General features: G+C 26.5%; 16 protein-coding genes and 1 other RNA gene. 6 read left to right on the forward strand and 11 right to left on the reverse strand.

Going from position 1 to position 24,798, the window contains the following annotated elements; all coding sequences use genetic code 4:
* Nucleotides 1-22: 22 nt before the first annotated feature.
* The 3 genes from NX779_RS00235 (at nt 23) to msrB (ending at nt 4,407) form a co-directional block, all read left to right on the forward strand.
* The gene (locus NX779_RS00235; protein ID WP_259430233.1) at nt 23-2,023 is read left to right on the forward strand and encodes an AAA family ATPase; all 2,001 of its coding nucleotides are present in this window, start codon (nt 23-25) and stop codon (nt 2,021-2,023) included.
* Between the two features lie 198 nt (nt 2,024-2,221).
* Nucleotides 2,222-3,340, forward strand: a complete 1,119-nt coding sequence (locus tag NX779_RS00240) for an LlaJI family restriction endonuclease (protein WP_259430234.1) — start codon at nt 2,222-2,224, stop codon at nt 3,338-3,340.
* A 137-nt stretch (nt 3,341-3,477) separates the two neighbouring features.
* Complete coding sequence (gene msrB, locus NX779_RS00245; RefSeq protein ID WP_259430235.1) at nt 3,478-4,407, forward strand: peptide-methionine (R)-S-oxide reductase MsrB; 930 nt, start codon at nt 3,478-3,480, stop codon at nt 4,405-4,407.
* A 74-nt stretch (nt 4,408-4,481) separates the two neighbouring features.
* Here the strand turns inward: msrB and NX779_RS00250 are convergent, their stop codons facing one another.
* From NX779_RS00250 to oppB, 8 genes are all read right to left on the reverse strand, one after another.
* Nucleotides 4,482-5,138, reverse strand: a complete 657-nt coding sequence (locus tag NX779_RS00250; protein ID WP_259430236.1) for a ribulose-phosphate 3-epimerase — start codon at nt 5,136-5,138, stop codon at nt 4,482-4,484.
* Nucleotides 5,138-6,955: a PTS ascorbate-specific subunit IIBC gene (locus tag NX779_RS00255; protein WP_259430237.1), complete on the reverse strand. Its 1,818-nt coding sequence runs from the start codon at nt 6,953-6,955 to the stop codon at nt 5,138-5,140. Before NX779_RS00255 ends, NX779_RS00250 begins: the two co-directional genes overlap by 1 nt.
* Nucleotides 6,956-6,969: 14 nt before the next feature.
* Entirely contained in the window at nt 6,970-7,419 is a 450-nt protein-coding gene (locus NX779_RS00260; RefSeq protein ID WP_259430238.1) for a PTS sugar transporter subunit IIA, read from the reverse strand.
* A gap of 260 nt (nt 7,420-7,679) precedes the next feature.
* Complete coding sequence (gene oppA, locus NX779_RS00265; protein WP_259430239.1) at nt 7,680-10,553, reverse strand: oligopeptide ABC transporter substrate-binding protein OppA; 2,874 nt, start codon at nt 10,551-10,553, stop codon at nt 7,680-7,682.
* A gap of 14 nt (nt 10,554-10,567) precedes the next feature.
* Nucleotides 10,568-12,409: an ATP-binding cassette domain-containing protein gene (locus tag NX779_RS00270; RefSeq protein WP_259430240.1), complete on the reverse strand. Its 1,842-nt coding sequence runs from the start codon at nt 12,407-12,409 to the stop codon at nt 10,568-10,570.
* Between the two features lie 2 nt (nt 12,410-12,411).
* Nucleotides 12,412-14,106 (reverse strand): oligopeptide ABC transporter ATP-binding protein OppD, encoded by a 1,695-nt coding sequence (gene oppD, locus NX779_RS00275; protein WP_259430241.1) that lies wholly within the window; start codon nt 14,104-14,106, stop codon nt 12,412-12,414.
* Nucleotides 14,107-14,121: 15 nt separating this feature from the next.
* On the reverse strand, nt 14,122-15,135 hold the full coding sequence (gene oppC, locus NX779_RS00280) for an oligopeptide ABC transporter permease OppC (RefSeq protein ID WP_259430242.1): 1,014 nt from the start codon (nt 15,133-15,135) through the stop codon (nt 14,122-14,124).
* Nucleotides 15,136-15,150: 15 nt separating this feature from the next.
* On the reverse strand, nt 15,151-16,389 hold the full coding sequence (gene oppB / locus NX779_RS00285; protein ID WP_259430243.1) for an oligopeptide ABC transporter permease OppB: 1,239 nt from the start codon (nt 16,387-16,389) through the stop codon (nt 15,151-15,153).
* A 269-nt stretch (nt 16,390-16,658) separates the two neighbouring features.
* Between oppB and NX779_RS00290 the strand changes: the two genes are divergently transcribed.
* Complete coding sequence (locus tag NX779_RS00290) at nt 16,659-17,150, forward strand: hypothetical protein (protein ID WP_259430244.1); 492 nt, start codon at nt 16,659-16,661, stop codon at nt 17,148-17,150.
* An 87-nt stretch (nt 17,151-17,237) separates the two neighbouring features.
* Complete coding sequence (alaS, locus tag NX779_RS00295) at nt 17,238-19,928, forward strand: alanine--tRNA ligase (RefSeq protein ID WP_259430245.1); 2,691 nt, start codon at nt 17,238-17,240, stop codon at nt 19,926-19,928.
* A gap of 319 nt (nt 19,929-20,247) precedes the next feature.
* On the opposite strand, the gene ssrA is transcribed toward alaS, so the two are convergent.
* Nucleotides 20,248-20,658: a transfer-messenger RNA gene (ssrA, locus tag NX779_RS00300) on the reverse strand.
* A gap of 295 nt (nt 20,659-20,953) precedes the next feature.
* Here ssrA and NX779_RS00305 point away from each other — a divergent pair.
* Nucleotides 20,954-22,237: an ATP-binding protein gene (locus NX779_RS00305; protein WP_259430246.1), complete on the forward strand. Its 1,284-nt coding sequence runs from the start codon at nt 20,954-20,956 to the stop codon at nt 22,235-22,237.
* 42 nt (nt 22,238-22,279) lie between these two features.
* Here the strand turns inward: NX779_RS00305 and pepF are convergent, their stop codons facing one another.
* Both pepF and NX779_RS00315 read right to left on the reverse strand, forming a co-directional pair.
* Nucleotides 22,280-24,073, reverse strand: coding sequence for an oligoendopeptidase F (pepF, locus tag NX779_RS00310; protein ID WP_259430247.1), 1,794 nt, complete (start codon nt 24,071-24,073; stop codon nt 22,280-22,282).
* The gene (locus tag NX779_RS00315; RefSeq protein WP_259430248.1) at nt 24,073-24,768 is read right to left on the reverse strand and encodes a hypothetical protein; all 696 of its coding nucleotides are present in this window, start codon (nt 24,766-24,768) and stop codon (nt 24,073-24,075) included. Before NX779_RS00315 ends, pepF begins: the two co-directional genes overlap by 1 nt.
* Nucleotides 24,769-24,798: the final 30 nt, after the last annotated feature.

Consider the following 24,798-nt stretch of genomic DNA (forward strand, 5'->3'; position numbering starts at 1 on the left):
GAAAAAATAATAAAGGTTGAATATGATCCAAAAAATATTATTGATTACACACACAGAAAAAAGAGGATATAAAATTCAAACTCATGACAATCAAGAAATTGCTGTATTTGTTTGGCCTACAAGAGAAGAAGCTGAAAGACAAAAAAATAATTTAGGTAGAGATTATTACAGTAAAATTGAAAAACCAATAGCAAAAGCGTGAGCTGAATTTTATGAATATTGTACTTATAAAGAAGTAAAATTCTTTTCTATATTATTAGATGAATCAAACGATCAATATTTTTATGATCTAAAAGCAACAAAATTAAAAGAAGGACAAGATTTTACTTTTGATACAATGGATTTAATTTTTAGAGCTAACAAATCTTTCTTTTCAATAGAAGATGAAAAGGAGAAGAAGGGATACAAAGGTCGATTAAAAAAAATATCTGAAACTTTTGAAAAATTTCAAAAAGAAAAAAAGTCACATGGAGATAAAAAGTGTATTTATGATGAAGGGGTTGTAAGTATTTATATTACAACGGTATATGGTGAACGTTTTGATGAATATGTTAAAAATCAAGAAAAAGAAATGGAACCAAATAAACATAGATGATCTGAAGTTAAAAATATCCTAAACAAAAAAGAATCAATAAAAATAAAAGAAGGATACAAGGCATATTTAAAATTCATTGTATTAAACAAAAAAACTGGAGAGCCTGGTCTTGGAGAGAAAACAGTTAAAGATTATTTTGATGCATTAAACGGTGATAATTTAAATTTTTTATTAACAAAAGAAGCTAGGGATCAAAATATTAATAAAATTAGTCTTTACACAATTGATAATTTATCTGATTTTGAAATTATAAAAACTAAATTAAAAGATAATGTGTCTTTTAAATTTTTAGCATGAAACGATATATATACTTCTTTACAACATTATGAAAACTTTTTAAGATTGAAAGACATTTTATTAAATAACAATTGCAAAAATAATTCAGAACACGAAGTACCAGATGTAGCTCACCAAACAATCTACTTTGGAGCACCAGGTACTGGTAAAAGCTATGAACTTAATAAACTAGTAGAAAAAAGTTTTTGTGAAAACTATGAACGCGTAACTTTCCACCCAAGTTATATGTACGGTCATTTTGTAGGAACTTTTAAACCTTTTACTAAAAATGAAACTATAACTTATAAATATGTTCCTGGAATATTAATAAAACAATTAATAAAAGCATATAAAAAACCTAATGAAAATTTTGCATTAGTTATTGAAGAAATTAACCGAGCAAATGTTTCAGCTGTTTTTGGAGATATTTTCCAATTACTAGATAGAGATGAAAATGGAGATAGCCAATACTTAATTTCAACATCAGAAGAATTGCAACAATACTTACAAGAAAATATCAATGAATCTGAACTAGAACAAGAAGTTAAAGATAAATTAAAACCTAAATTTGAAAAATTATATTTACCAAAAAACTTCTACATACTAGCAACAATGAATAGTGCTGATCAAGGTGTAATGCCTTTAGATAGTGCATTTAAAAGAAGATGAGAATTTAAATATTTATCTATTAATAAAGCTAGTGATAAAAATGAAAAAGAATTCAAAAATTACGAGTTTGAAGTAAAATCAACACAAGAAGTAAATTCAACACAAGAAGTAAAATCAAAAAAATACAATTGAGATGAGTTCAGGCGTGCAATAAATAATAAACTTTCAAATTTACATATTCCAGAAGACAAGTTAATTGGACCTTATTTTATATCTTCAAAAATTTTAAAAGAATCTATAACTACTCCTGAAAAACTTACCGAAGTTATAAAGGATAAAGTGTTAATGTATTTATATGATGATGTAACAAGAGCTCATAGATCAGAACTTTTTAGAGAAGGAACATACAAAACATATTCTAAACTTTGTGAAGAATTCGATAATGATTGTCTAGCATTGTTCAAAAACGGTCTAAATATTGAGGATAATGAAGAAAAGAAAAAGAAGAAAAATAAAGAAGAAAATTTAAACCATGAAAATTAAAACATTACAAGAACTAAGTCGTTTTACCTTTAATCAATTACAAGATATTTTTGAAGTCGAGGATCCAAATCATTTGAAAGACATAATTCAATCACTATTTGAAAATAATATAATTAAAAGTTTAAAAAATACCTCTAAGCAGATCCAGAAGAACCAAATATTCCAAAACAAGCTTTTTATTCTTTAACATATGTAGGAATGATAATTGTTAAAAACATTCTTTTGTTTATATATCCAAAATATATAAAAAATATAGAAAAAGATAGCCAAAATAACTACAAAAAATTCAAACAAATCATCAATGTAATTAAAAAATATAAAAAATCTAAACAACGAAAAATACACACCACTAATAACTACGATCTAGAAAGTTCTAACATGTTATCTATTTGTTTAGAATTACTGTTAGATTATTTTGAACATGGACTTTATAATAATCACAAACAAATTATTGAACTAAATGGTGAAGGTGAAATATTTTGAGAAAAAACAATTAATGAAAATACCGCTTATATTTCTAATAACATTCCAGTTTATTTAGATACATTTAATTTCAATCAAAAAGATAATGATAATGATTATTTTAGACAATTACACAGTTTTGTGTTAACTGATATATCTAATAGATTTAGTGAAGTTTTAGAACTAATAGGTTTAGAAGGTGTTGACCTTAGTTTAAGTGATATTAGTAATTTTGGTAAAACTGAATATATTGTTCATCGACTTAATCAGGAAATCTCAACCCAATTTATCACATACAAGCAAAATATTTTAAAACTATTAAAAAAATATATTCAAGAAAAAGAAAGTGAAGCAACATCACATAGTGTTTCATTTTTTGGCACTAATGCATTTAATTTAGTTTGAGAAGATGTTTGTTCTGTAGTTATGAATAATAGTCGTGATAAAACTTTAAAAGAATTAAATTTAAGTAATTTTAAAGATGATAATTCAAAGTCTTTAAAAAATATAATTTTCAAACCTAAATGGAAATACCATCCTGATGATAATCATCAAAATGATCATCACCATAAATCCGAAGACACTCTAAACCCAGATATTATTTGTATAGATGAAAATTCTCTTTTCATCTATGATGCTAAGTATTACAATATTGTCTTAAATGAAAATGTAATAAAAGATAAACCTGGAATAGCTGATATTACTAAACAATATCTATATGAATTAGCGTATAAAGAATTTGCTAAAGAATATAACCTTAATATAGTAGAAAATGCATTTTTATTTCCAAGTGATGAAAATCATGACATAAAACAAGAAAAAATAGGATGTGTTACTATTGATGTTCTTTCATAGATTTTAAATAAACAAAGCTGTGGTGTATCGGTCATATTTAAATCATGTGAAAAAATGTATAAAGAATATCTTAGAAAATAACTATAAAAGAATAATTATGTTTAAAATATTATTAACTACTTGAAAGGAGCTAAAACATGATAAAAAGTACTTATTTTGCGGGAGGATGCTTTTGAGGGGTTCAAGAATATTTCTCTAGATTAAATGGAGTAGTTAATACCGAAGTTGGTTATGCTAATGGAATAACTGATAAAACTAAATATCATAGTTTAAAAAGAACACTGCATGCTGAAACGGTAAAAATAGATTATGATTCAAACATAATTTCACTTGAAGAATTAATTGTGCATTTATTTAGAATCATTCATCCAGACTCATTAAATAAGCAAGGAAATGATGTTGGTGTTCAATATAGAACCGGTGTTTATTTTACTGATAGTAGTGATGTTAAAACTATTGATTCAGTATTTAATATTTTTAAAAAGAATTATAAAGAATTTTATGTTGAATTAGAAGAATTAAAAAACTATTCAGTAGGTGAAGAATATCACCAAGATTATTTAAAAAAGAATCCTACTGGATATTGTCACGTAAATCTTGATGTTGATTATAATTTAACTGATAGAGAAAAAGAAATAATTAATCAAGTTAGAAAAGAAATATCATTAGACGATTTAAGTTATAGTGTTTTAAAACATTCAGCAACAGAAAGACCACACACTTCTGAGTTAAATAAAGAACACAGAAAAGGAATCTATGTTGAAAAAATAAGTGGTGAAGCTTTATTTTCTTCATCTACTAAATTTGATGCAGGTTGTGGATGACCTAGTTTCAGTGAACCAATTAAAAAGAGAACGGTTACTTATTTAGATGATAATTCTCATAATATGCATAGAATCGAAGTTCGTTCTAAAATTGGAGATAATCATTTAGGACATGTCTTTAATGATGGACCTAAAGATATGGGTGGATTAAGATATTGTATTAATGGAGCGGCTTTAGTGTTCATTCCTTTAGAAGAAATGGATGAAAGAGGATATTCAGAATATAAAGAATTTGTTAAGTAATTGAGAAGGTTTTCATACCTTCTCTTTTTGTTTTTACTTTTAAAAATAAAAAATAGACTTGAAAGTCTATTTTATTAATTATTTGAAACTTTATAAATTTTATCGACTGTTTTTGTATAATCATCACTTTCAAATAACATAGAACCAACTACAATTCAATCAACACCAATATCAATTAATTCTTTAAAATTAGATCATCTAACTCCACCATCAATTTGAAATTTTAATAAAGGGTATCTCTCTTTTATTTGTTTAATTTCATTTAATTTTTTTCAAGTTAGATCTTCAAATTGTTGACCTGTAAATCCAGGTTTGATTGACATAATAGTTATATGATTCAAATCATCTAACAATTCATAAATATCTGATATTTGATTATCTAAATCAATAGCTATTCCCGGTTTTAAATTATGTTGCTTAATTTCATCTATTCACTGTTTTGCACTGTCTATATTTTTAACAGCATTTCAGTGAAATGTAAAATAATCTGCATTTTTAAATCATTTGATTTTATCTAATAAATCAACACCCATAATATGAACATCAATTTTTAAACTAGGAAAAGTTCTTTTAATATCATCTAATTGTTTTGGACTAAGTGCGTAATTTTGAACAAAAATTCCATCCATAACATCAAAATGAATTTGATCAATTCCTGCTTTTAATAAATTAGAAATTTCAGTTTTTAAATCCACTAAATCAGCACAATAAATTGAAGGAGTAATCTTCATTATTCTAAAAATTCCTTAATTTTTTCTTCAGCTTGTTTTGGATCTAATAGATTTTCTAAAACTATTTTGCGATCAAAATTAATACTATTTTCTAAATCAACACCACATACAACTGCAAGAATTGATTCATCATTACTATCAAATGAATTTAAATTAGTATGAATAACTTCTATTGGTAAATCTAATTTTTTAACTACATTTTTAAGATTCATTTCAATCAACAATGATGAACCTAGTCCTTGACCACAAACTGCAACAATTTTATTTTGTTTAGTAAAATCATATTTAGTTTTGATTTTTGTAGTTTCATTTTTAGATTCATCAATTTGAGTAGTTGATTTATCTTGTTTTGTATTTAATTTAGTATTTTTGTTCTTACTAAATAAACTATAAACAGGTAATAATATTCATAATATAGCACTAATTACTGGTATTAATCAAACAGCAAATTGATTTGAATATTTTGCTATCAATCCAAATGGAATTCCTAGTAGAAAATCACCATCTCCTCAAGCAACTATTTGATTATTATCTTTAAGTGAACTCACCATTTGTAATCCAATAAATAGAAATGGTACAAACGAAATAATTAATCCATTCACAAATGAACCAATAATTGCTCCTTTAATACCACCTTTAGCATTACCGAACACTCCACAAGTAGCACCTACAAAAAAGTGTGGCACAATACTTGGAATTATAATTACTCATAAATTAACATTGATACCGTGAATACTTACTATTAAAATAGTAATTCCCATTGCAATAATCCCGCCAATAAATGATGAAACAAAACCAATTAATACAGCATTTGGTGCGTATGGAAAGACTATCGGACAATCTAGAGCAGGTTTTGCATTTGGAACAACTTTTTGTGAGATACCTTGAAATGAAGGAACAATCTCAGCAATAAACATTCTAACTCCGATTAATACTATTTCAACTCCGGCTGCAAAAGTAAATGATTGTAATAATCCTTGAACAAAAACATCATCATCTTTTTTAATAATTTCAGCAACTACCATAGCATCATAACCTCTTACTGCTCAAGTAGTGAAGTAAATTATTAAATATAAAATTAGCATTGTAATACCAATTGCAACATTAGTATTTCTTAAAAAAGCTAATGTTTTAGGGAAATTAACTTCTTCAGTTGATTTACAAGGTTTTTTGCTCATTTTACTAATTAATGAACCAATTGATCCTGATAATCAATATCCTAAAGCTCCAGTATGACCTAAAGCTAGATTTTCATTTTGAGTAATTCTTATAACGTGTTTATTTAGTAAAGCTGGAGTTAATACCATATACATAGATACTAACATTCCTCCAGATATAACTGTTGAAACGATATTTTCAACTTTATCTAAGTTTAATCCAGCAACATGCATTACACTTGCAAACATAACTGAAAAATAGAATAAAACATGTCCGGTTAAGTAAATATATTTAAATCTAGTAATTCTAGCTAATACTATGTTTAATACCATTGCTGTTATCATAACTAGTGAACCAGTTAATACTATATTTGAAGTTTGTAATAGCAATCCAGGTATAACATCGTTATTTGCGATAACTCCAGTTCTATCAAATAACAAGTTAAAAGCTGAACCTAATTTACTAATAGATCCGGCAATTACTCCAGCACCAGCTCCAATAATGATAAATCCAATAGCTGTTTTAATAGTAGAAGTGATTGCTTCTGAAATTTTCTTTTTCTGCAGTAAGCATCCAACAAATGCAAACAACCCAACTAAAATAGCAGGTGTTCCTATAAATTGGGTGAAGAAATTTAATATATAATTTCCAAAATTCATTTTATTTCTCCTTTTTAAGTATCATATCTTTCTAAAACTTTATATACATCATCAATATTTTTTGCATTTTCTAATTCTGCTAGAAATTTCTGATTTGTAAATAAAATCGCAAATTTTTGCATAATATCAATATGACTTGAATTGTCTTTAGCAAATAAAGCTAAACAAAAATTAACATGATATCGAGGCTCTTGTTTAAATTTAATACTATTTTTAAACACCGTTAAACTCAAAGCATTTTCTTTATCTTTTCATTCTGGTTTAGGTGATAAATGAAGTAATGCAATTTTAGGAGCCACTATATAATAAGGACCTGTTTTATCTGTAATTTCAATTATTTCCTTTCAGTACGAATCATCAACATAATTATTTTTAATTAATGATTCACTAGCAATTTCTATTGCCTTTTGTCATGAATTAATTTCGTTATCAACAAAATTAATAAGTTCTTTTTTAAATAACATAGAAAACCTCCAATTTAATTATACTAAAATTAACTATATAAATTTTTAGTCAGTCTGTAACTATAGTGGATGGTTCTTCTTTAGAGTTCATTTCTTTAGAAGAAATGTATGAAAGAAGATATCCATAATATAAAGAATTTGTTAAGTAATCGAGAAGGTTTTCATACCTTCTCTTTTTTTGTTTTGCTTTTAAAATAAAAAAGTTATGTCTTTCAACATAACTAATTTTATTAGACAGGTTTTACGTCTCTTTAATTTTTTTAATCTACTTCTTTATTTCAATCACCTTTAAATCCACTTAGGTAATGACCTCTTGCATCTGGATATAGAGATTGATATCCGCTTATTTTTTCCTCATTATAAACTTCAAGTCTCTTTTCAAACTCTTCTTGTTGAATAATTTTTTTATCGATTTTAACTCCAACCATACGTTCTGGTTGTGATCCTAATGGGAAACGAGATATTGTTAATTGATCTACATATGAAACTGTAGGAACTAATTCTGATTCTTTAACATATGTAGGAATTATCAATGCTGAAGATAAAGTTAAGTAGTTTTCAAGTTTTGATAAAGCCTCAAATCTTTGTTTATGATCAGGTATAGTTACATCAACATTTTCAATTTTTTTAAGTAGGAATTCAGATGATCTACGTAATTGTTCATAATGTTGTGCATCATTTTTTATGATGTCAGCTGGTGTTAAATTATTTGAAAAATCTTTTTTAAATGTTTTATTTAAACTCATTATGTAATCATATGCTCCATCATAAAGAACTGTGTATAAATAGTTTGTTGGATCTGCATAATCTGGAGATCAACCTATTTCCATTATTGAGGACTTACCTGCTCTTGCTAATGAAGAGAATTCAATTGCTGTTGCAGGAGTATAAGTATCAATAACAAATGGAGAATTTATATCATCATTACTTCTTTTACGTACTAAGAAATTGAAAGTTTTAAGTGCAGCTGTTAAATAGTTAATATAACCAGTAGCACTTCCTGTACTTGAGTTTCCAGGGTTCATTAAGAATGGTATAGTAATTGGAGTATTTGTATTAATTCCAAGACCTTCCATGTCTTCTTTAATTTGTTGTTTTAACAATTTTGTTTTTGCATGTAAAATTTTTAAATTTGCATCTTGTCTTGGATATGACTTATTTGGATCGACTTTATCATACTTACCAATTAATTTGATAAATTCTTTAGCTCTTTCTGGATTTTTAAATTCTACCTTAGATGGATCTTGATTTAATGCGAAATTATCATGATCTCCAGTTAGTTCATCTTGTTTTAAGAATGCAGATAAGGCTAATAAATCGTTTTCGAAAAATGCATCTTTACCTGGATCAAGAGCAGATTTAGCACTTGCATTTTTTTCTTCAATTGAACCAAATCTTTTTGATCAATTTGCTAATTGTTCATCTGTAATTAGATCTTTTGAATCCTTATTCTCTTTAAGAACCTTAATCAATCAACCTGTAGTAGATGATTGTTCTTGTTTAGTAGAATCTTTTGATTTATCATAGTAGTTTTTAGACATAACATCAAAGTAATCTACTGTATTATCTTTTTGTTCTGCTGAGTTTTCTGGTTGTTCATGATCTCTGTAACTTGCAATATATTGACTTGTGTAAGTATTTCTTAATGAACTACTTGTTCTATTATTACCATCAATTGCACTAGAGAAGAATTTTGAAAAAATAGATCTATCTAGTAAGTATCTAAACATAACTCTAAATGATTTTAATGCAATTGTTTTGTTTAGTTCTGCATCTTGTTTAGCATTTCTTGTTGTTCTTTTTCCGTCTCTTAAACTTCCTTCTCTATTAAGTTCAATTTTTTCATATATACTTGTTCCTTCACTTTGATAGTTGAAAACAAACGCTCATGTTGTTGTAGGTTTTGTTTTAATAATATTTGTTCCTTTAAATGGAGGATTGTTTATATTTTGAACATATGTTTCTCATCCAGCTAGATCGTTTGGAACAACTTTAAATGAAGAGATATCTCCAGTTTGGAAGAAGAATCTATATGAAGCAGGATCTCCTTTACTTGAGAAACTGAAAAGTATTTTTTTTATGTGAACATTTTCTTTGTTGAAGTAGTTTTCATTACTTCTTAAATTTAAATGTCTTCCAGAAGAGTAACTATCGACAACATAAGGACCAGAGTATCACATTGTTTCATAACCTTGTTTTGTACCAGCAGCTTTAGAATAAGATGTACCTGCAAATTGTGATGCTTTTTCTTTACCAATAGTTAAGTATTCAACAGAAAAATCAGGCATAGGTGCAAAACTTAAATAAGAAATGATTGTTTCAAAATAACTTGTTGGTTTATTTAAGTGGAATGAAATATCATACCCTTCTTTAGCTTGGCTTATAATTTGTCCTTCTTTAAAAGAATCCTCTGCAAGTTGTTTAGTTGATAAACCGTCATTTAACGCCATTTGTTTTGATTTAACTTCATCTAATGTCTGATTATATGCCATGATAGCACGATCTAAATAATAACTAGATCTCATTTCACTTTCTAAAGAAGTTTTACCTTCATATTTTTCACTTTCTTTATCAAATATTGGATCATATAAATCGTGAGGTTTTTTATCTTTTGTGTAAGCTGGATTTGAAAGTTTGTTTAAAAAATCAACTAATTCTCTAGTTTTATTTAATGCTGAAGTTCAAATATCTAAAGTTAGAGCTCTATTATTTTTGTTAAATACATATCTGAAAGTATTGAAAAAATCTTTTGCAGTGATTTGTCCTTTGTCGACAGTTCTACCATTTTCTAAACCCGATCATTTAATATTGTTTCTAAGTTTAAAATCTCATTGTTTAAATTCTTTGTCGTGTTTTCATTTTAAAGCTAAAGCACCTTCAAAATTATCATGTTTATCAACAGTGATTAAAGTATCTTGAAGTTTAGCAATAATTTTACTATCAAATGTACTGTTATTAATAGCTGAGTTTCAGTTAACAATAGGACTAACAATTAAGTCTTTAAAAACTGTAGTATCTGATAGCTCTCTTGTTAGTAACTTGTTTGGATTAAAACTTAATGAACAACTAACAGCTGTTGCTGAAGTCGATGCTAGAAACATACCACATGCTGCTAAGCTTAGTATTTTTTTCATACTTATCACCTTCTTTAACTTTCTTTTTTATTTTTATAATATTTGTCTAACTCTTTTTGATATTCAGCGAACTCTCTATCGTTTGCATATACATAGTGACCATTTTTAACTTCTCTTCATTTAGGAAAATCAATTAAATAATCATGGTGTTCTTTTTCTGGTTTATATTCAAAGTGAACTTTATTTCTTTCTTGAATAGGATCAGGTAAAGGAATTGCACTTAGTAATGAACGAGTATAAGGGTGTAATGGACATTCGAATAACTCATCTGATTCAGCTAATTCAACGATATCTCCACGATAAATTACAGCAATTCTATTTGTAGTAAATCTAACAACACTTAAATCGTGAGCAATAAATATATAAGTTAAATCAAATTGTTTTTGGAATTTACTTAATAAGTTCATAATTTGAGCACGAATAGAAACGTCAAGTGCTGAAATAGGTTCATCAGCTACAATAAATTTAGGTTTCATAATTAATGTTCTAGCAATACCAATTCTTTGACGTTGACCTCCAGAAAACTCATGAGGATAACGAGATAAGTGTTCAGGAAGCATACCAACAGTTTGTAATAATTCTGTGATTAAATATCTTTTAATATCACTTAATTTTACATTACTATTTTGATCTAGTTTTTGTTTAGGATTATTTTTGTTAAATCATTTAATATAAGATTTTTTAACTTCATCATTTTTGTAAAGTTCTGGGAAGTTATCTAATCCTTCTTGAACAATTTCTTCAATCGCCATTCTATCGTTTAATGATGAACTTGGATCTTGGAAAATCATTTGGATATCTTTTTTATTTTGTTTTATTTCTTGTTTAGATGGTTGTTGGAAAACTTTTCCATTTTCTAAAGCTTTATAGAAATTGTTTTGTTCAATAACTTCAACAAGTTTTTCATAATCAGCAATTAGTCAACTTTCATCTTTGATTGATTCTAGTTGTTTTGAAGTTAGAGTTAAATTCTTTTTAGGTTGAGTTAAAGCTATATTAACTATTTGAGCTTTTCTTGCTTTTTCAATTAAAACTGAAATTTGTTTGTGAAGTGAAATAACTTTTTTAAGTCTAACACCTAGTTGATCAAAGAAACCAGAAATTGAAGTATGATATCCTTTTTCAACTTTAGTTCTAATATCAGTCATTTCTTCTAGTATTCGATAAATTTGATTTTCAAGATGTTTCATTTCAATCATAATATCACTAACAACTGTTTGATAATGATTAATAGCAGTTGAAAGTTCTTTACTAGTTTCAATATAATCAAAAACAGTTTGTAAAAATTTTGATAACTTATCTTGTAATCTAATAATTTTTAACATTCTTTTTAAATTATCATTGATAGATTCAGAAATAATTCAAAGGTTAACATTCTTTTTAGTGTTTATTAATTTAGTATCTTTTAAGTTTGTTCCTTCTTCAATAATTCTTGAAACATTGTCTTTATAATCTTCTAATTCTTTAGTTTTAAAATTATAAAACTTAGATTGAGTATATTTATAAAATACTCTTTTAAATTCGTTTGAATAATCATTTAAACATATAGAAGTATTTAGTTGGTTTTGTTTCATAACATCTAAATGTCTAGCTATTTTTTTATTGATTTCATAAACATTAGGAGCTTTACCTCTTAATAATTTATTTTCAAAAAAGATAGCACCATCTTGAATAGGTTGAATACCCATAATTGCTCGACCAATAGTTGTTTTTCCTGATCCAGATTCACCTACTAATCCGAAAGTTTCTCCTTTAAAGACATCAAAACTTACACTTTTAACGGCTTTAACTTTATTTTTACCACTACCAAACTCAATTAGTAAGTCGCGGACTCTTATGATTTTTTCTTTTTTCATAATTATTCACCAACCTTTGTATTCTCAACAGCATGTTTTAGAAGTTCTAATTGTTTCGGTCTTTCGATTTTAGGAGCACGTGGATCTAGCAATCAAGTTTTAGCATAATGAGTATCTGAAACTTTAAACATTGGAGGTTCATATTTATAATCAATAGCTAAAGCAAATTTATTTCTTGGAGCAAAAGCATCTCCATTAATTTCTTTAAACAATGATGGAGGTGTTCCTGAAATTGAGTATAAATCTTCACCTTTTTTACCTAATTGTGGAAGTGATAGTAATAATGATCAAGTATATGGGTGTTGAGGATTGAAGAAAATTTCTTCAATTTTTCCATGTTCTATAATTTGACCAGCATACATAACCGCAACTCTATCAGCAACATTAGCAACAACACCTAAATCGTGAGTAATAAAAATCACTGTAAATTTATATTCTTTTTTAAGTTCTTTAATTAAATCTAGAACTTGAGCTTGAATAGTCACATCTAATGCAGTTGTAGGTTCATCACAAATTAATATTTTAGGTCTACATGCTAAAGCAATAGCAATAACAATTCTTTGACGCATTCCTCCAGAATATTTTCTTGGTAGATCTTTATAACGTTTTTCAGCGTTTGTAATACCTACTTTTTTCATTAAGTTAATTGCTTCAGCTTTAGCTTCAGATCTTGATAATTTATTATGAATTCTTAAAACCTCTGAAATTTGAAAACCAACACTTAATAAAGGGTTTAAAGAAGTCATCGGATCTTGAAAAATTGTAGCAATTGTTCCACCACGAAGTTTTTCTAAGTTCTTGGCTGTTCTTTTTTTGATTATGAAATTTGGTAGTTTAACAAAATTTCAAATTTCAAGTAATGATTCAATTTTTTCTTTTTCTAAATTTTTAGATTCTTTTGAAATTTCAGTTAAAATTTCAACCATCAAATCTTCAAAATCACTTTTAAATTCAACTTTTTCTACTTTATTTAAATAGTCTTTAGCTAAATTTAAATCATATTCAAAATCATTTTTGTTTTTAGTAATAAAACTTACAATTTTTTGATATAAAAACTTTTTAGAAATTGAAAGTAATTGGAAGTTAGCATTTTCTTGTTTTAATCTATTAATTGATCTTTTTAATTCATTGATTTTAAAATCTAATTTTTTAGGATCATTAATTAATTCAATTTGTTTATTTAATCTAGCAACTTCTTTTATAAGAGCATCTCTTTTAATTATTTTTTTAATATTTTTAGTAAATTCGTATTTTTTTAATTGTTCAATTTTATTCTCTAAATCTTGAATTTTTAGATTAACAGAATCAATAGTTGCTTTTTCTAATTCATTAATTTGAGATTGAATTTCTTTAATCTTTAAATGATTGTATTTTCTAATTTCTCTTCTTGAGTTGTTTTCTAAATTATTTTTATGAAAATCTACTAAGTTTACCTCTTTTTTAAAGTTAGATATAGCATTTTTTTCATTTCTTGGATAGTAAGTAATAGTTCCATTAGCAATGTATCCATTTTCTTCTAACATATTAGTTAATGTTTTTGTAAAAACAGATTTTCCTGATCCGGACTCACCAACTATAGCAACAGTCTCACCATCATAAATATCAAAACTAATATTTCTTATAGAAGTTAAAACTTGAGAACGAACTCTAAATTTAACAACTAAATCTTTAATAGATAAAATAACTTTTTGTTTCATAATCAAGTTTCCTTTCTAACGATGATTTTTTGGATCTAATGAATCGGCAAATACTTTTAATACTAAGAAGAATAGTAATGAAATACTTGAAATAAATGCTACAGGAATTACTAATAAGTGAGGATAAACTTGTCATTCAGTACTACTAATAGCAAGTTCTAAAATTTTACCTAATGAAGTTTTGATTGAACCATCAACAAATCCTTGTCCAAGATATGAGATTGTTGCTTCGATTGAAATTGCTGTTGGAATAGCAAACACAGCAACTTGAATTAAGATAGGTAATATTTTAGGGAAAATATTTTTTCTAATAATTTTTCCTGAACTTGAACCTAGTGTAACTGATGCTATGTTGTAATCTGAATTTCTAACTAATAAAACTGCAGCTCTAACATTTAAAGCAGGACCAATTCAAGCTTGAATAATTACTGCTAAGATCATTGGTCAGAATCCAGTTCCTAATATAGAAATAATTAAAATAATCATAACTAATTGTGGAGCGATTAAAATTAACGCAGTTACTTGGTAGAATAAAATATCTAATTTTCTAAAGTATCCTCAAATAAGTCCTGCAAAAATTCCAATAGCTAATTGAATTGTTACAACTACAAGTGAGAAAGTAAGAGTTGTTCTTAAACCTAATCATATTTCAATTCAATAATCTTGACCTTGTTTTCCTAGTCCGAATAAATGTTTTGCACTAGGAGCTTCGGTTGAATCACCTGGTTTAATTAATGGAACAGCTACTTGACCTCATGATATAACTATTGACATTATCATTAAAAGAACTAATAAGCTTATACAAATAATAAATACTTTACTTTTTAATAAAATTTTACCTACAGCTTTTCAATAACTATAAGGTTTTGTTGCGATTGATTCTAATCCTTTTTCTTGAAAACCAACATGATCAAACAACTCTTGATCAATTTCTATTAAACTTATTCCGTTTTTCAACTCGAAAGATTGGTGTTGTTCTGCTGTAAAACTAGAATAAATGTCTTTTGATTTTTGTTTTTTAGTTTGCATAATTACCAATCCTTTCTATTTCTTAGTTAAGCTAACTCTTGGATCTAATCAAACATAAATTAAGTCTGATAATAATGAGGCAAATATTGTTGCAAATGAAGATAATACTGTAAATCCTAAGAATACGAAAAAGTCATTTCCACCAGCTGATTTAATAATGTATTGTCCCATTCCAGGAATAGATCATTGAGTTTCAGTTAAGATTGATGATCCAAACATAGTTAAAATAATTTGACTTGGTATTGTTCTAATAGTTCTTATTCCTGAGTTTCTAAAAATATGTAAGTAGTAAGCTCTTTTTGTACTCATACCTTTTGAAAGAGTGAATTTTACATAATCTGCAGTCATTTCTTCTATTACATATCTTCTTGTGTATGATGCAACAATTGGTATGTTAATAATTACCATTGTTATGATCGGTCAGAATTTTGTAGCAAATGTTCCTGTGTTGTAAAGTCCAGAACTTCCTAAAATTGAAACTGAGAAAATGAATACAACTAAAACAATAACTAATGAAGGTAATGCAACTAGAAATGCTGAAGCAGCACTGAATAAATTATCAAATGATCTGTTTTTCTTTTTAGCTTGTTGAATACCAATTAAAATACCTAAAGTGTTAGCGATTAAAATTGCAATTGATCCAAAAGCAAATGAATAAGGCATTGCAGCTTTAAATAAATTGAAAACATCTGATGTTTCTTCAGCGATTGATGGACTTGAAACAACTCCTAAATATACAAATCTAGTTTCATAAATTTGTGTTGCGGTTAAGTTTCCAAAATCATCAACTCCATATTCAGCACTAACTAAAATATGTTTAGGTATAAATGGAATGATATTTTTTAAATAATTTAAAACTTGTTCTCAGAACGGACCATACACTCCAAATTTTTTCATTCTATCAATTAAAAGTTCATCTAAAGCTTTTTTTGATAAACCTAATTTTTCATAGTTTGCAGGTAAGTATTTTTCATCAGGAGTAATCGCTCTTGTGATTGCATAAAGTAAAACAATAGCAATTAATAAAGTAATTAATCCATAAACGATTCTTTTAAATGAATAACCATATAAAGGATGTCTTACAAAAAACTTATAAATATTAGCATTTAGATCGCTATATCAATATTTAATAGTTGTTAGTTTACTTATCTTTTCATGATTATCTAACTCAGAAGACAAATCAAAATCTTCTGATAATAGATCAGTTTTAAAATCTATTTTTTCATCATAAATAATAGTTTTGTTATTTTTCATGCTAGATTCCTTTCTATTATTTTTGTGTTTTGTGTTTAAAGTTAACTATTTTAACTTATTTCTTATTCTAATAAGAATAACACTTCAAAATAAAATAGTCAAAAAATAAACAATAAAAATTTTCAAATTTATAAGTATATATTTTTATTAAAATACTATTAATTAATTATAAAATATTAGGTGAAATTATTCATTAAAACTGATTGATTTAATTTAAAAATATAGAATAATTTTTTTAATATAAAATTAATAAATAAAAGGAATGAATTATGAAAAAATCTGAAGAACTAAAACAACATAGAATAAAAGATAATATAGCTTACAATCAAGAAGTTGATCAAAAAATAAAAAGTGTTTATGATTCTAGAAATTATTCAGCAAAAGTTTTTGAATATAATCAGAAAAAAGCATTGAAATGACAAGGTTGATTAATTGTATTAGCTATTTTTATTGTTACGTGTTTATTATCTGTTTTATTTGGTTATTTAACTTTAAATATAAAGAATACAACATTTAATAAATGAAAAGGTATTACTTGATTTTCTATTATTATTGGTGCAATTTTACTTTTAATTAGTATTGTAATTGGATATTTAAGAAATAAACATGCGATGTGATTTTTTAATGATAGAAGAAGACGTTATCAAAAAACATTAGAAGATGAAGAAGCTAGACTAATTAGACTTAGAAAAATCTTTTTAATAAGTTCAATTTTAATATTTATTTTTTCACTTATTTTATATCTTATTTTTAAAATTTAAATCTATAAATTATGTGTATTACTTATTAATTATTGTTTGATAGAATTAAATATAGTTACAATAAAACATTTTCAAAGGAGAAACAAAATGAAGAAATTATCTACAAATCAAATAAGACAAATGTGATTAGATTTCTTTAAATCAAAAGATCATTATTTTTTAGAACCAGTTTCATTAATACCTGTTGATGATCCTTCTTTACTATGAATTAATTCGGGAGTTGCTACTTTAAAACCTTATTTTGATGGAAGAAAAACACCTCCTGCTGTTAGACTTACTAACTCACAAAAATCAATTAGAACAAATGATATTGAAAATGTAGGAGTTACTGCACGTCACCACACTATGTTTGAAATGTTAGGTAATTTTTCTATCGGAGATTTCTTCAAAAAAGAAGCTATTCATTTTGCTTGAGAATTATTAACTTCAGATAAATGATTTGCTATGCCAAAAGATAAATTATATATAACAGTATTTAATGAAGATGATGAAGCTTATAGAATTTGAACTGAAGAAATTGGAATTGAAAAAGATCATATTTTCAGTTTGTCAAGAGATACTAATTTCTGAGATGTAGGACAAGGACCTTGTGGACCAAATACTGAGATATTTTTTGATCGTGGTGAAAAATGAGATCCAGAAAAAATTGGACCAAGGTTAATTAGTGATGATATTGAAAATGATAGATATATTGAAGTTTGAAACATTGTATTTTCACAATTTAATAATGATGGAAATAATAATTATGCTGAATTACCTAGAAAAAATATCGATACTGGTGCAGGACTAGAAAGATTATCATCAATTTTCCAAGATACACCAACTAACTTTGAAACTGATATTTTCTGACCAACTATTCAAAAAGTTGAAACTATGTGTGATCAGAAATTTAAATATTCATTTGATAATTACTTCAACCCAACAAGTGAACAAACAAGAATTAATACAGCATTTAAAGTAATTGCAGATCATATTAGAGCATGTACTTTTGCTATTAGTGATGGAGTGTTTCCAGGAAATAAAGATAGAGCATACATTATTAGACGTTTAATTAGAAGAAGTTCAGTATTTGGAAGAGAATTAGGAATAACTGATGCATTCTTATACAAATTAGTTGATTCAGTAGTGTTTGCTATGAAAGAATTCTATCCTTATTTAGAAGAAAAACAAACATTAGTAGAACAAACAATTAAAGCTGAAGAAGAAAAATTCTTAAAAACATTATCTAAAGGTTATGAATTATTAGAAGAAATTATCAAATCTGAAAATAAAGTTACTGCTAAAAATGCTTTATTATTATTTGAATCATATGGTTTTCCAATTGAACAAACTTTAGAAATTTCTCAACAACATAATGTTGAAGTAGATATTAAAGGATTTGAAGAACTTTTAGAACAAGCTAAAGAAACTGCTAGAAGTAGTAGAAAAGATTCAAAAGCTTGAGATAAACAAAATGAATTATTTACTAAACTTGATGTTAAATCAGAATTTACAGGTTGAGAAGAAACATCAAGAAGTGATGCAAAAATTGTTTATATGTTCGCTGATCAAAAACAAATTGATTCAGTTACAGATTCAGAAGCATATATAATTTTAGATAAAACTCCATTTTATGCTGAAAAAGGTGGACAAGCAGCTGATACTGGTATTATTTCAAATGATAATGCAAATGCTGTTGTAGTTGATGTTCAACAAGGACCAAAACACCAAAACATTCATAGAGTTAAAGTTTCAGGAACATTAAAAGTTGGAGATATCGTTAATGCTACAGTTGATGAAGACAAACGTTTCTATACTATGAAAAACCACTCAGGAACTCACATGATTCATGCTGCTTTAAGAGAAGTTTTAGGAAACAGTGTAATGCAATCAGGATCATATAATGATGAACACGGTTTGCGTATGGACTTTACTTTTAATAGATTAGCAACAAGTGATGAATTACATAAAGCTGAAGAACTAGTATTACAAAAAATTAGTGAACACATTAATAGAGAAACTTATTTCTGTAGTTTAGAAGATTCAATTAATAAATATAATGCATTAGCCTTCTTTACTGAAAAATATGATGAAATTGTAAGAGTTGTTAAATTCGGAGACTTTTCTTCAGAATTATGTGGTGGAACTCACGTAGATAATACAAGCGATATTGAAGATTTCATTATTACAGGGTTAGAATCAAAAGGTAGTGGTTTATATAGAATTAAAGCATTAACTTCAAATAAAGCTGTAAGTGAATATTTAAATGAACAATTTAAATTAGTTAAAGATGAAGTTGAAAATGTGATTGAAAAATACAACCAACATAAAGCTGTATTAGAAAATCAAGAAATTGAAAAAACTTATTCAGAAATTAAAAATTTAACTATTACAAAACAAAATTTAGTTGTAATAAAATCAATGCTATCTAAGTTAAAAGATTTATACAAAGATTATGACAAAAAAGTTAATGATCTATTAACTGCTTCTAAACTATCACAATTTAACGATTTAAAACCAGAATTAAACAAAGATGGTGTTAATGAAATTAGATTATTCACTAAAGACTTAACTATCAAAGATTTAAAACAATTAGCTGATGAGTTAAGAAATAAATTTAAAGATTTAATTGTAATATTAGCTAGTCAGACAGGTGAAACTAACTTTATAGTTGTTGCTGTAAGTGAAAGTTTACAATCAAAATATAAAGCAATTGATATATTTAATAACCTTGAAGGATTAGAAACTAAGGGTGGAGGAAACTCAAACCTTGCTCAAGGAAAATATACTAAAAAATAATTATTAAAAACACTACTTTAAAAGTAGTGTTTTTGTTTTGTAATATATTTATGCTTAAAGTGGGAAAGGTAGGTTTTTTCTAGACATTATTTTTATGCTTAAAGTGGGAAAGGTAGGTGTTTTCTAGACATTGTTTTTATGCTTAAAGTGGGAAAGGTACATCTAATTTACCAACACTTTTACCAACATGTGTTTGTAAATTTAATGAAAATTTAATAAATCAAGCATTCGTACACTTGTATAATATGTTTTACTGAAATATTGAATAAATTTTAAAATTAAAAAAGCTTGGAAATTCCAAGCTAGCTTATTTTCTTTATGGTGGAGATGGCGAGAATCGAACTCGCGTCCAAAATACACTTACATATACTTTCTACAGTTTAGTTAATTTTATAATTTAACAGATAACTAAAATTAACAAAAGATTAAATGTCATTTGCAATTAGAATTCGGATATATTTATCGCAATCATACATCCTATTAGACTAGGGTAATACGGTTATAGATAAAGCCTAAACTACCTATAATTCGTGAAATACTATAACTAAACTAAGTAGTTATTAAGCAAACATAAAGTTTGCTCCAGCTGATGCATTGTTGATCATGAATGCTGGCATTTCAAATTTTTCTTCGTTTTCGTTTGCGTTTTTTTAAACCTAGTAGTATTTATAGTCTACCACACTACTGCTTATATATGCTGGTTATATCCTGTCGAGACCATGACATCCCCGTTACATATAAATGATACAACATAATAAATAATTTAGAAAGTTTAAACGCTAATATTGTATTAAGAAAAGGTTTGGCGTAATAATGTAAACAAAGAACTCGTAATTTTGTAAAATAAATTTAACAAATTTGGTAAAATTTTTAAGGCAAATTTGGTAAAAAAAATTCGTCTAATTTGGTAAAATTTTTATCCTGAATTTGGTAAAATAAATTTAACAAATTTGGTAAAAAAAATTCGTCTAATTTGGTAAAATTTTTATCCTGAATTTGGTAAAAATATCAAAAAGGAGACAAATATGAGAAACGATAATTATAAACCTAGAATAATGGATAAAGTAATTCAACGACACTTATCAATAGCTGGAGCAATTTGTGTTGAAGGACCTAAGTGGTGTGGTAAAACATGAACTTCAAGACACAATTCAAAGAGTGAATTTTTAGTTGGTAGTCCGTATAATAATTTTGCTAATAGAAAGCTAGCTAATTTTAATCCCGAACTCGTTCTTGATGGTGAATATCCTAAAATGATTGATGAGTGACAGGAAGCCCCTGCATTATGAGATGCCACCAGAGCTAAAGTAGATGAGATTGGTGAAAAAGGACTTTTTATACTAACAGGATCTGCTACACCTAAATATAAAGGTATTTTACATAGTGGGGCTGGAAGAATTGTTAGTTTAAGAATGAGCCCTATGACTTTATATGAGTCTGAAGATTCTATTGGTATTGTGTCTCTTAAAGAAATTTGTTCAAAAGATTTTAATCCAAAACCTACATATGTAAAAGAATTAGATTATGAACAATTGTCATATTTAATAGTTAGAGGAGGATGACCTAATAATATAGATTCCAGCATAGATAATTGTGACGTAATTGTTAAGTCTTATATTAAAACGATTTTAAAACAAGAGTTAGTTGACGAAAACGATAATAAATATAGTCCTGAAAAAATTGAATTGATACTAAAATCTCTAGCAAGAAATACATCAACTACAGTTTCTGATCGCTCTATATTAAAAGATATTTCTCAAAATGAGAATGATAATCCAATATCTAGACCAACACTTACTAAATATTTAGATTTCTTAAACTCTATGTTTTTATTTGACAATTTAAAACCATTTTCATTAGATGTAAGATCATCATTAAGAGTTAAACAAAAAGATAAGAGATATTTTTGCGATCCATCTTTAGCTTGTGCATTATTAGATCTAAGTCCAGCAAAAATTCAAAGAGATTTAAATTTATATGGGTTATTATTTGAATCGTTAGTTGTTAGAGATTTAAAGGTGTATTCAAGAGCGATGGATGCCAAGATTTATCACTATCAAGATTATTTGGATAATGAAATTGATGTTGTTATTGAACTTAAAGATGGTGATTGATGTGCGTTTGAAATTAAATTGGGTTCTAATAAAGTTGATGAAGCTGCTGAAACACTAAACAAAACAATTTCAAATATTATAAAAAATAATAATAGACCTCCAATATTAAAATGTGTTATTGTTGGTTTTGGGAATGTAATTTATAAAAGAGAAGATGGTATTTTAGTTGTACCTATTAATGCTTTAAAAGATTAGACATAAAAGTTAAAAACTACTCTTTATAATAGTAGTTTTTCCTTATTTTAATAATTCTTTTAATTGATTAGTATATTCTACAATTCCATTAATTAATGGTTGATAAGTTTCTTCTTTTGTAAAATCAATTCCTGCATCTAACATTATTTTTAATGGTTCTTTGTGTCCACCGGCTTTTAAGAAATTGATTGTTGATTCAATATTTCCTTTTTTGATATCGTCATATAATTTATAACTCGCAGTAACATCGATTGCATATTTATAAACATAGAATGGAGAATGGAAGAAGTGACTAATTCTTGGTCAACCAAATCCGTGTTTTTTATCTTTGTCCTCAAGTTTATCAAAAACTGTATAACCATAATCGTTTTGAACTTCAACAAAAAGATTATTTAATAGTTCAGCTGTAAATGGAACTTGTTTTTCTGCTAATTGGCTTGCTCTATATTCGAAATCAGCAAATTGAATTTGTCTGTAGAATGTTGAAGTTAAATCAAAAATTCTTTGTTGTAATAGATAGATTTTTTCTTCTTTAGTTTGAGCGTTGCTATACATAAAATCAAATAACAAGTGTTCATTAATTGTTGAAGCAACTTCAGCTAAAATAATTGGATATTCACTTAATGGGTATGGTTGGTTTTCATCAGCAAATAAAGTATGAACTGAATGACCACATTCGTGAGCTAATGTATTAACTGAGTTTAATTTATCATCTCAATTCATTAAAATGATTGGTTCAACACCATGTCCACCAGTTGAATATGCACCGTCTCTTTTATTAGTATCTTCATAATAATCAATTCTATTAGGACTTCAAGCAATCTCTAATTTATCTAGATATTCTTTACCTAAAACAGATAATGCTTTTCTAATTATTTCTTTACCTTGATCAACTGTAAAAGTACGGTTGTAGTCTTTAACTAATTTTAGTTGTCTATCTGAAGGGTAGAATTTTTCTAATTTAAATGTATCTTTAATTAATAAAAGATAATCTTCTAGCGGTTTAATGTATTTCTTACCAACTTCTAATAATTTTAAATAGATTGATGTATCAATTGAATCGCTACTTAAACTTGATTGTAAACTTGATTCGTAATTTCTTAGTTTTACACTTTCTAAACTTGATTGTAAAATACCTTCATAAATTTGAGCAAAACTGTGTTTTTTATCACTAAAGTTTTTAGAAAATAAAACTCCTGCTTTGATTCTTAGATCTTGATCTTTTATAGGATCTGAATCTTGGTTAATTTCAGCTAATAATGAATTAGTTAAGATTTGTTTTTGTCCTTTATATTCGATTTCTTGATCTTGACGATCAGCATAAGCTAAAGTATCATACATCATAGAAATTGCACTTCTACTTCTTGAAACTTTAGAAAGTAATTCTTCATCGTGTTTGTCTAAAATATGTTTAGCGTGTTCAAAGAATTTTCTATATCCATATTCGTATTTTTCGTGCTCTTTATTTTCTTTTAGTCATGAAAAAATTACATCTTGACCAACTTCTTTTAGTTCAGGGCTTGCAAATGCGGTTAATTGATAAATTTCTTGTAACGCATTCATCAATAAACCTTCTAATGTTCTATAAACTTCATTAGTTTGATCAGTATCACCCATTCTTGTGTAAATTGATAATTTAGTTACAAGTAATTCAATTTCTTCATCTAATTTAATAGATTTAAAAAATTCTTCTTTAATGTGTAATTTACCTTTGAATTTTTCATACTCTTTAGCTAGACTCATTAGCTTATCTAATTCTTGTTTTCATTCATCTTGATTTTTATAAAGGTGTGAAAAATCTCATTTATAATCATTTGTCGCTTGACTTCTTTTCATTATTTTTTATCTTCCCCTTTAAGTTCTTGCAATTCTTTATACAATTCAGAATTTCTTTCACTTAATTTAGCAATTAATGCATCCATTTCTCTTAGAGCTTGATCGAAAAATACAATTAAATTACCTTGTAAATTAAATAGTTCATCTTTTTTAGCTGGTATTTTTGATTCTTTTAATTTAGAAAATTCTTCTACTCTTTGTTTATAGTTTTCCATACCTACGTTTAATGTTTCAAGTAACACAGGTAATTTCATTTTATCTACTTCAACATTTGTAAATACATCTTTTTGTTGTTGAGCTTTTTCAGTTGTTTCGTAATCAGCACTATCAAATTCGATAGGTTCACTAGTTAAAAATAAATTATAAGTTTCAATTAAATTTTTAATATTTTCATCAAGAATTGGTGTTGAAAGATCTAATCCTTTTGCATCTATTTTTTCTAAATTATCTGTAGAAGCAAATCCAATATTATCTTTAAAAATTTCTAACAATTCTTGTCCTTGAATAGCTTTATTTTGTAAATCAATAATTATTGAATTTACTGCTTTTTGAGTTAATGCTAAACATAAAACAGTTCTTTCTTTAACAAAATCAGGACGTAAAACCAAAACGGGAACTGATCTTATTTTTTGATTATCTCCAGTTAATGTTTGAAAACTGCTTGCTTTATAAAATGTTCATGTTGTTAATTTCATAATTCTCTCCTTTTGTCATTTATATATATT

This window comes from Mycoplasma cottewii, assembly GCF_024918975.1.
GTDB lineage: Bacteria > Bacillota_I > Bacilli_A > Mycoplasmatales > Mycoplasmataceae > Mycoplasma > Mycoplasma cottewii.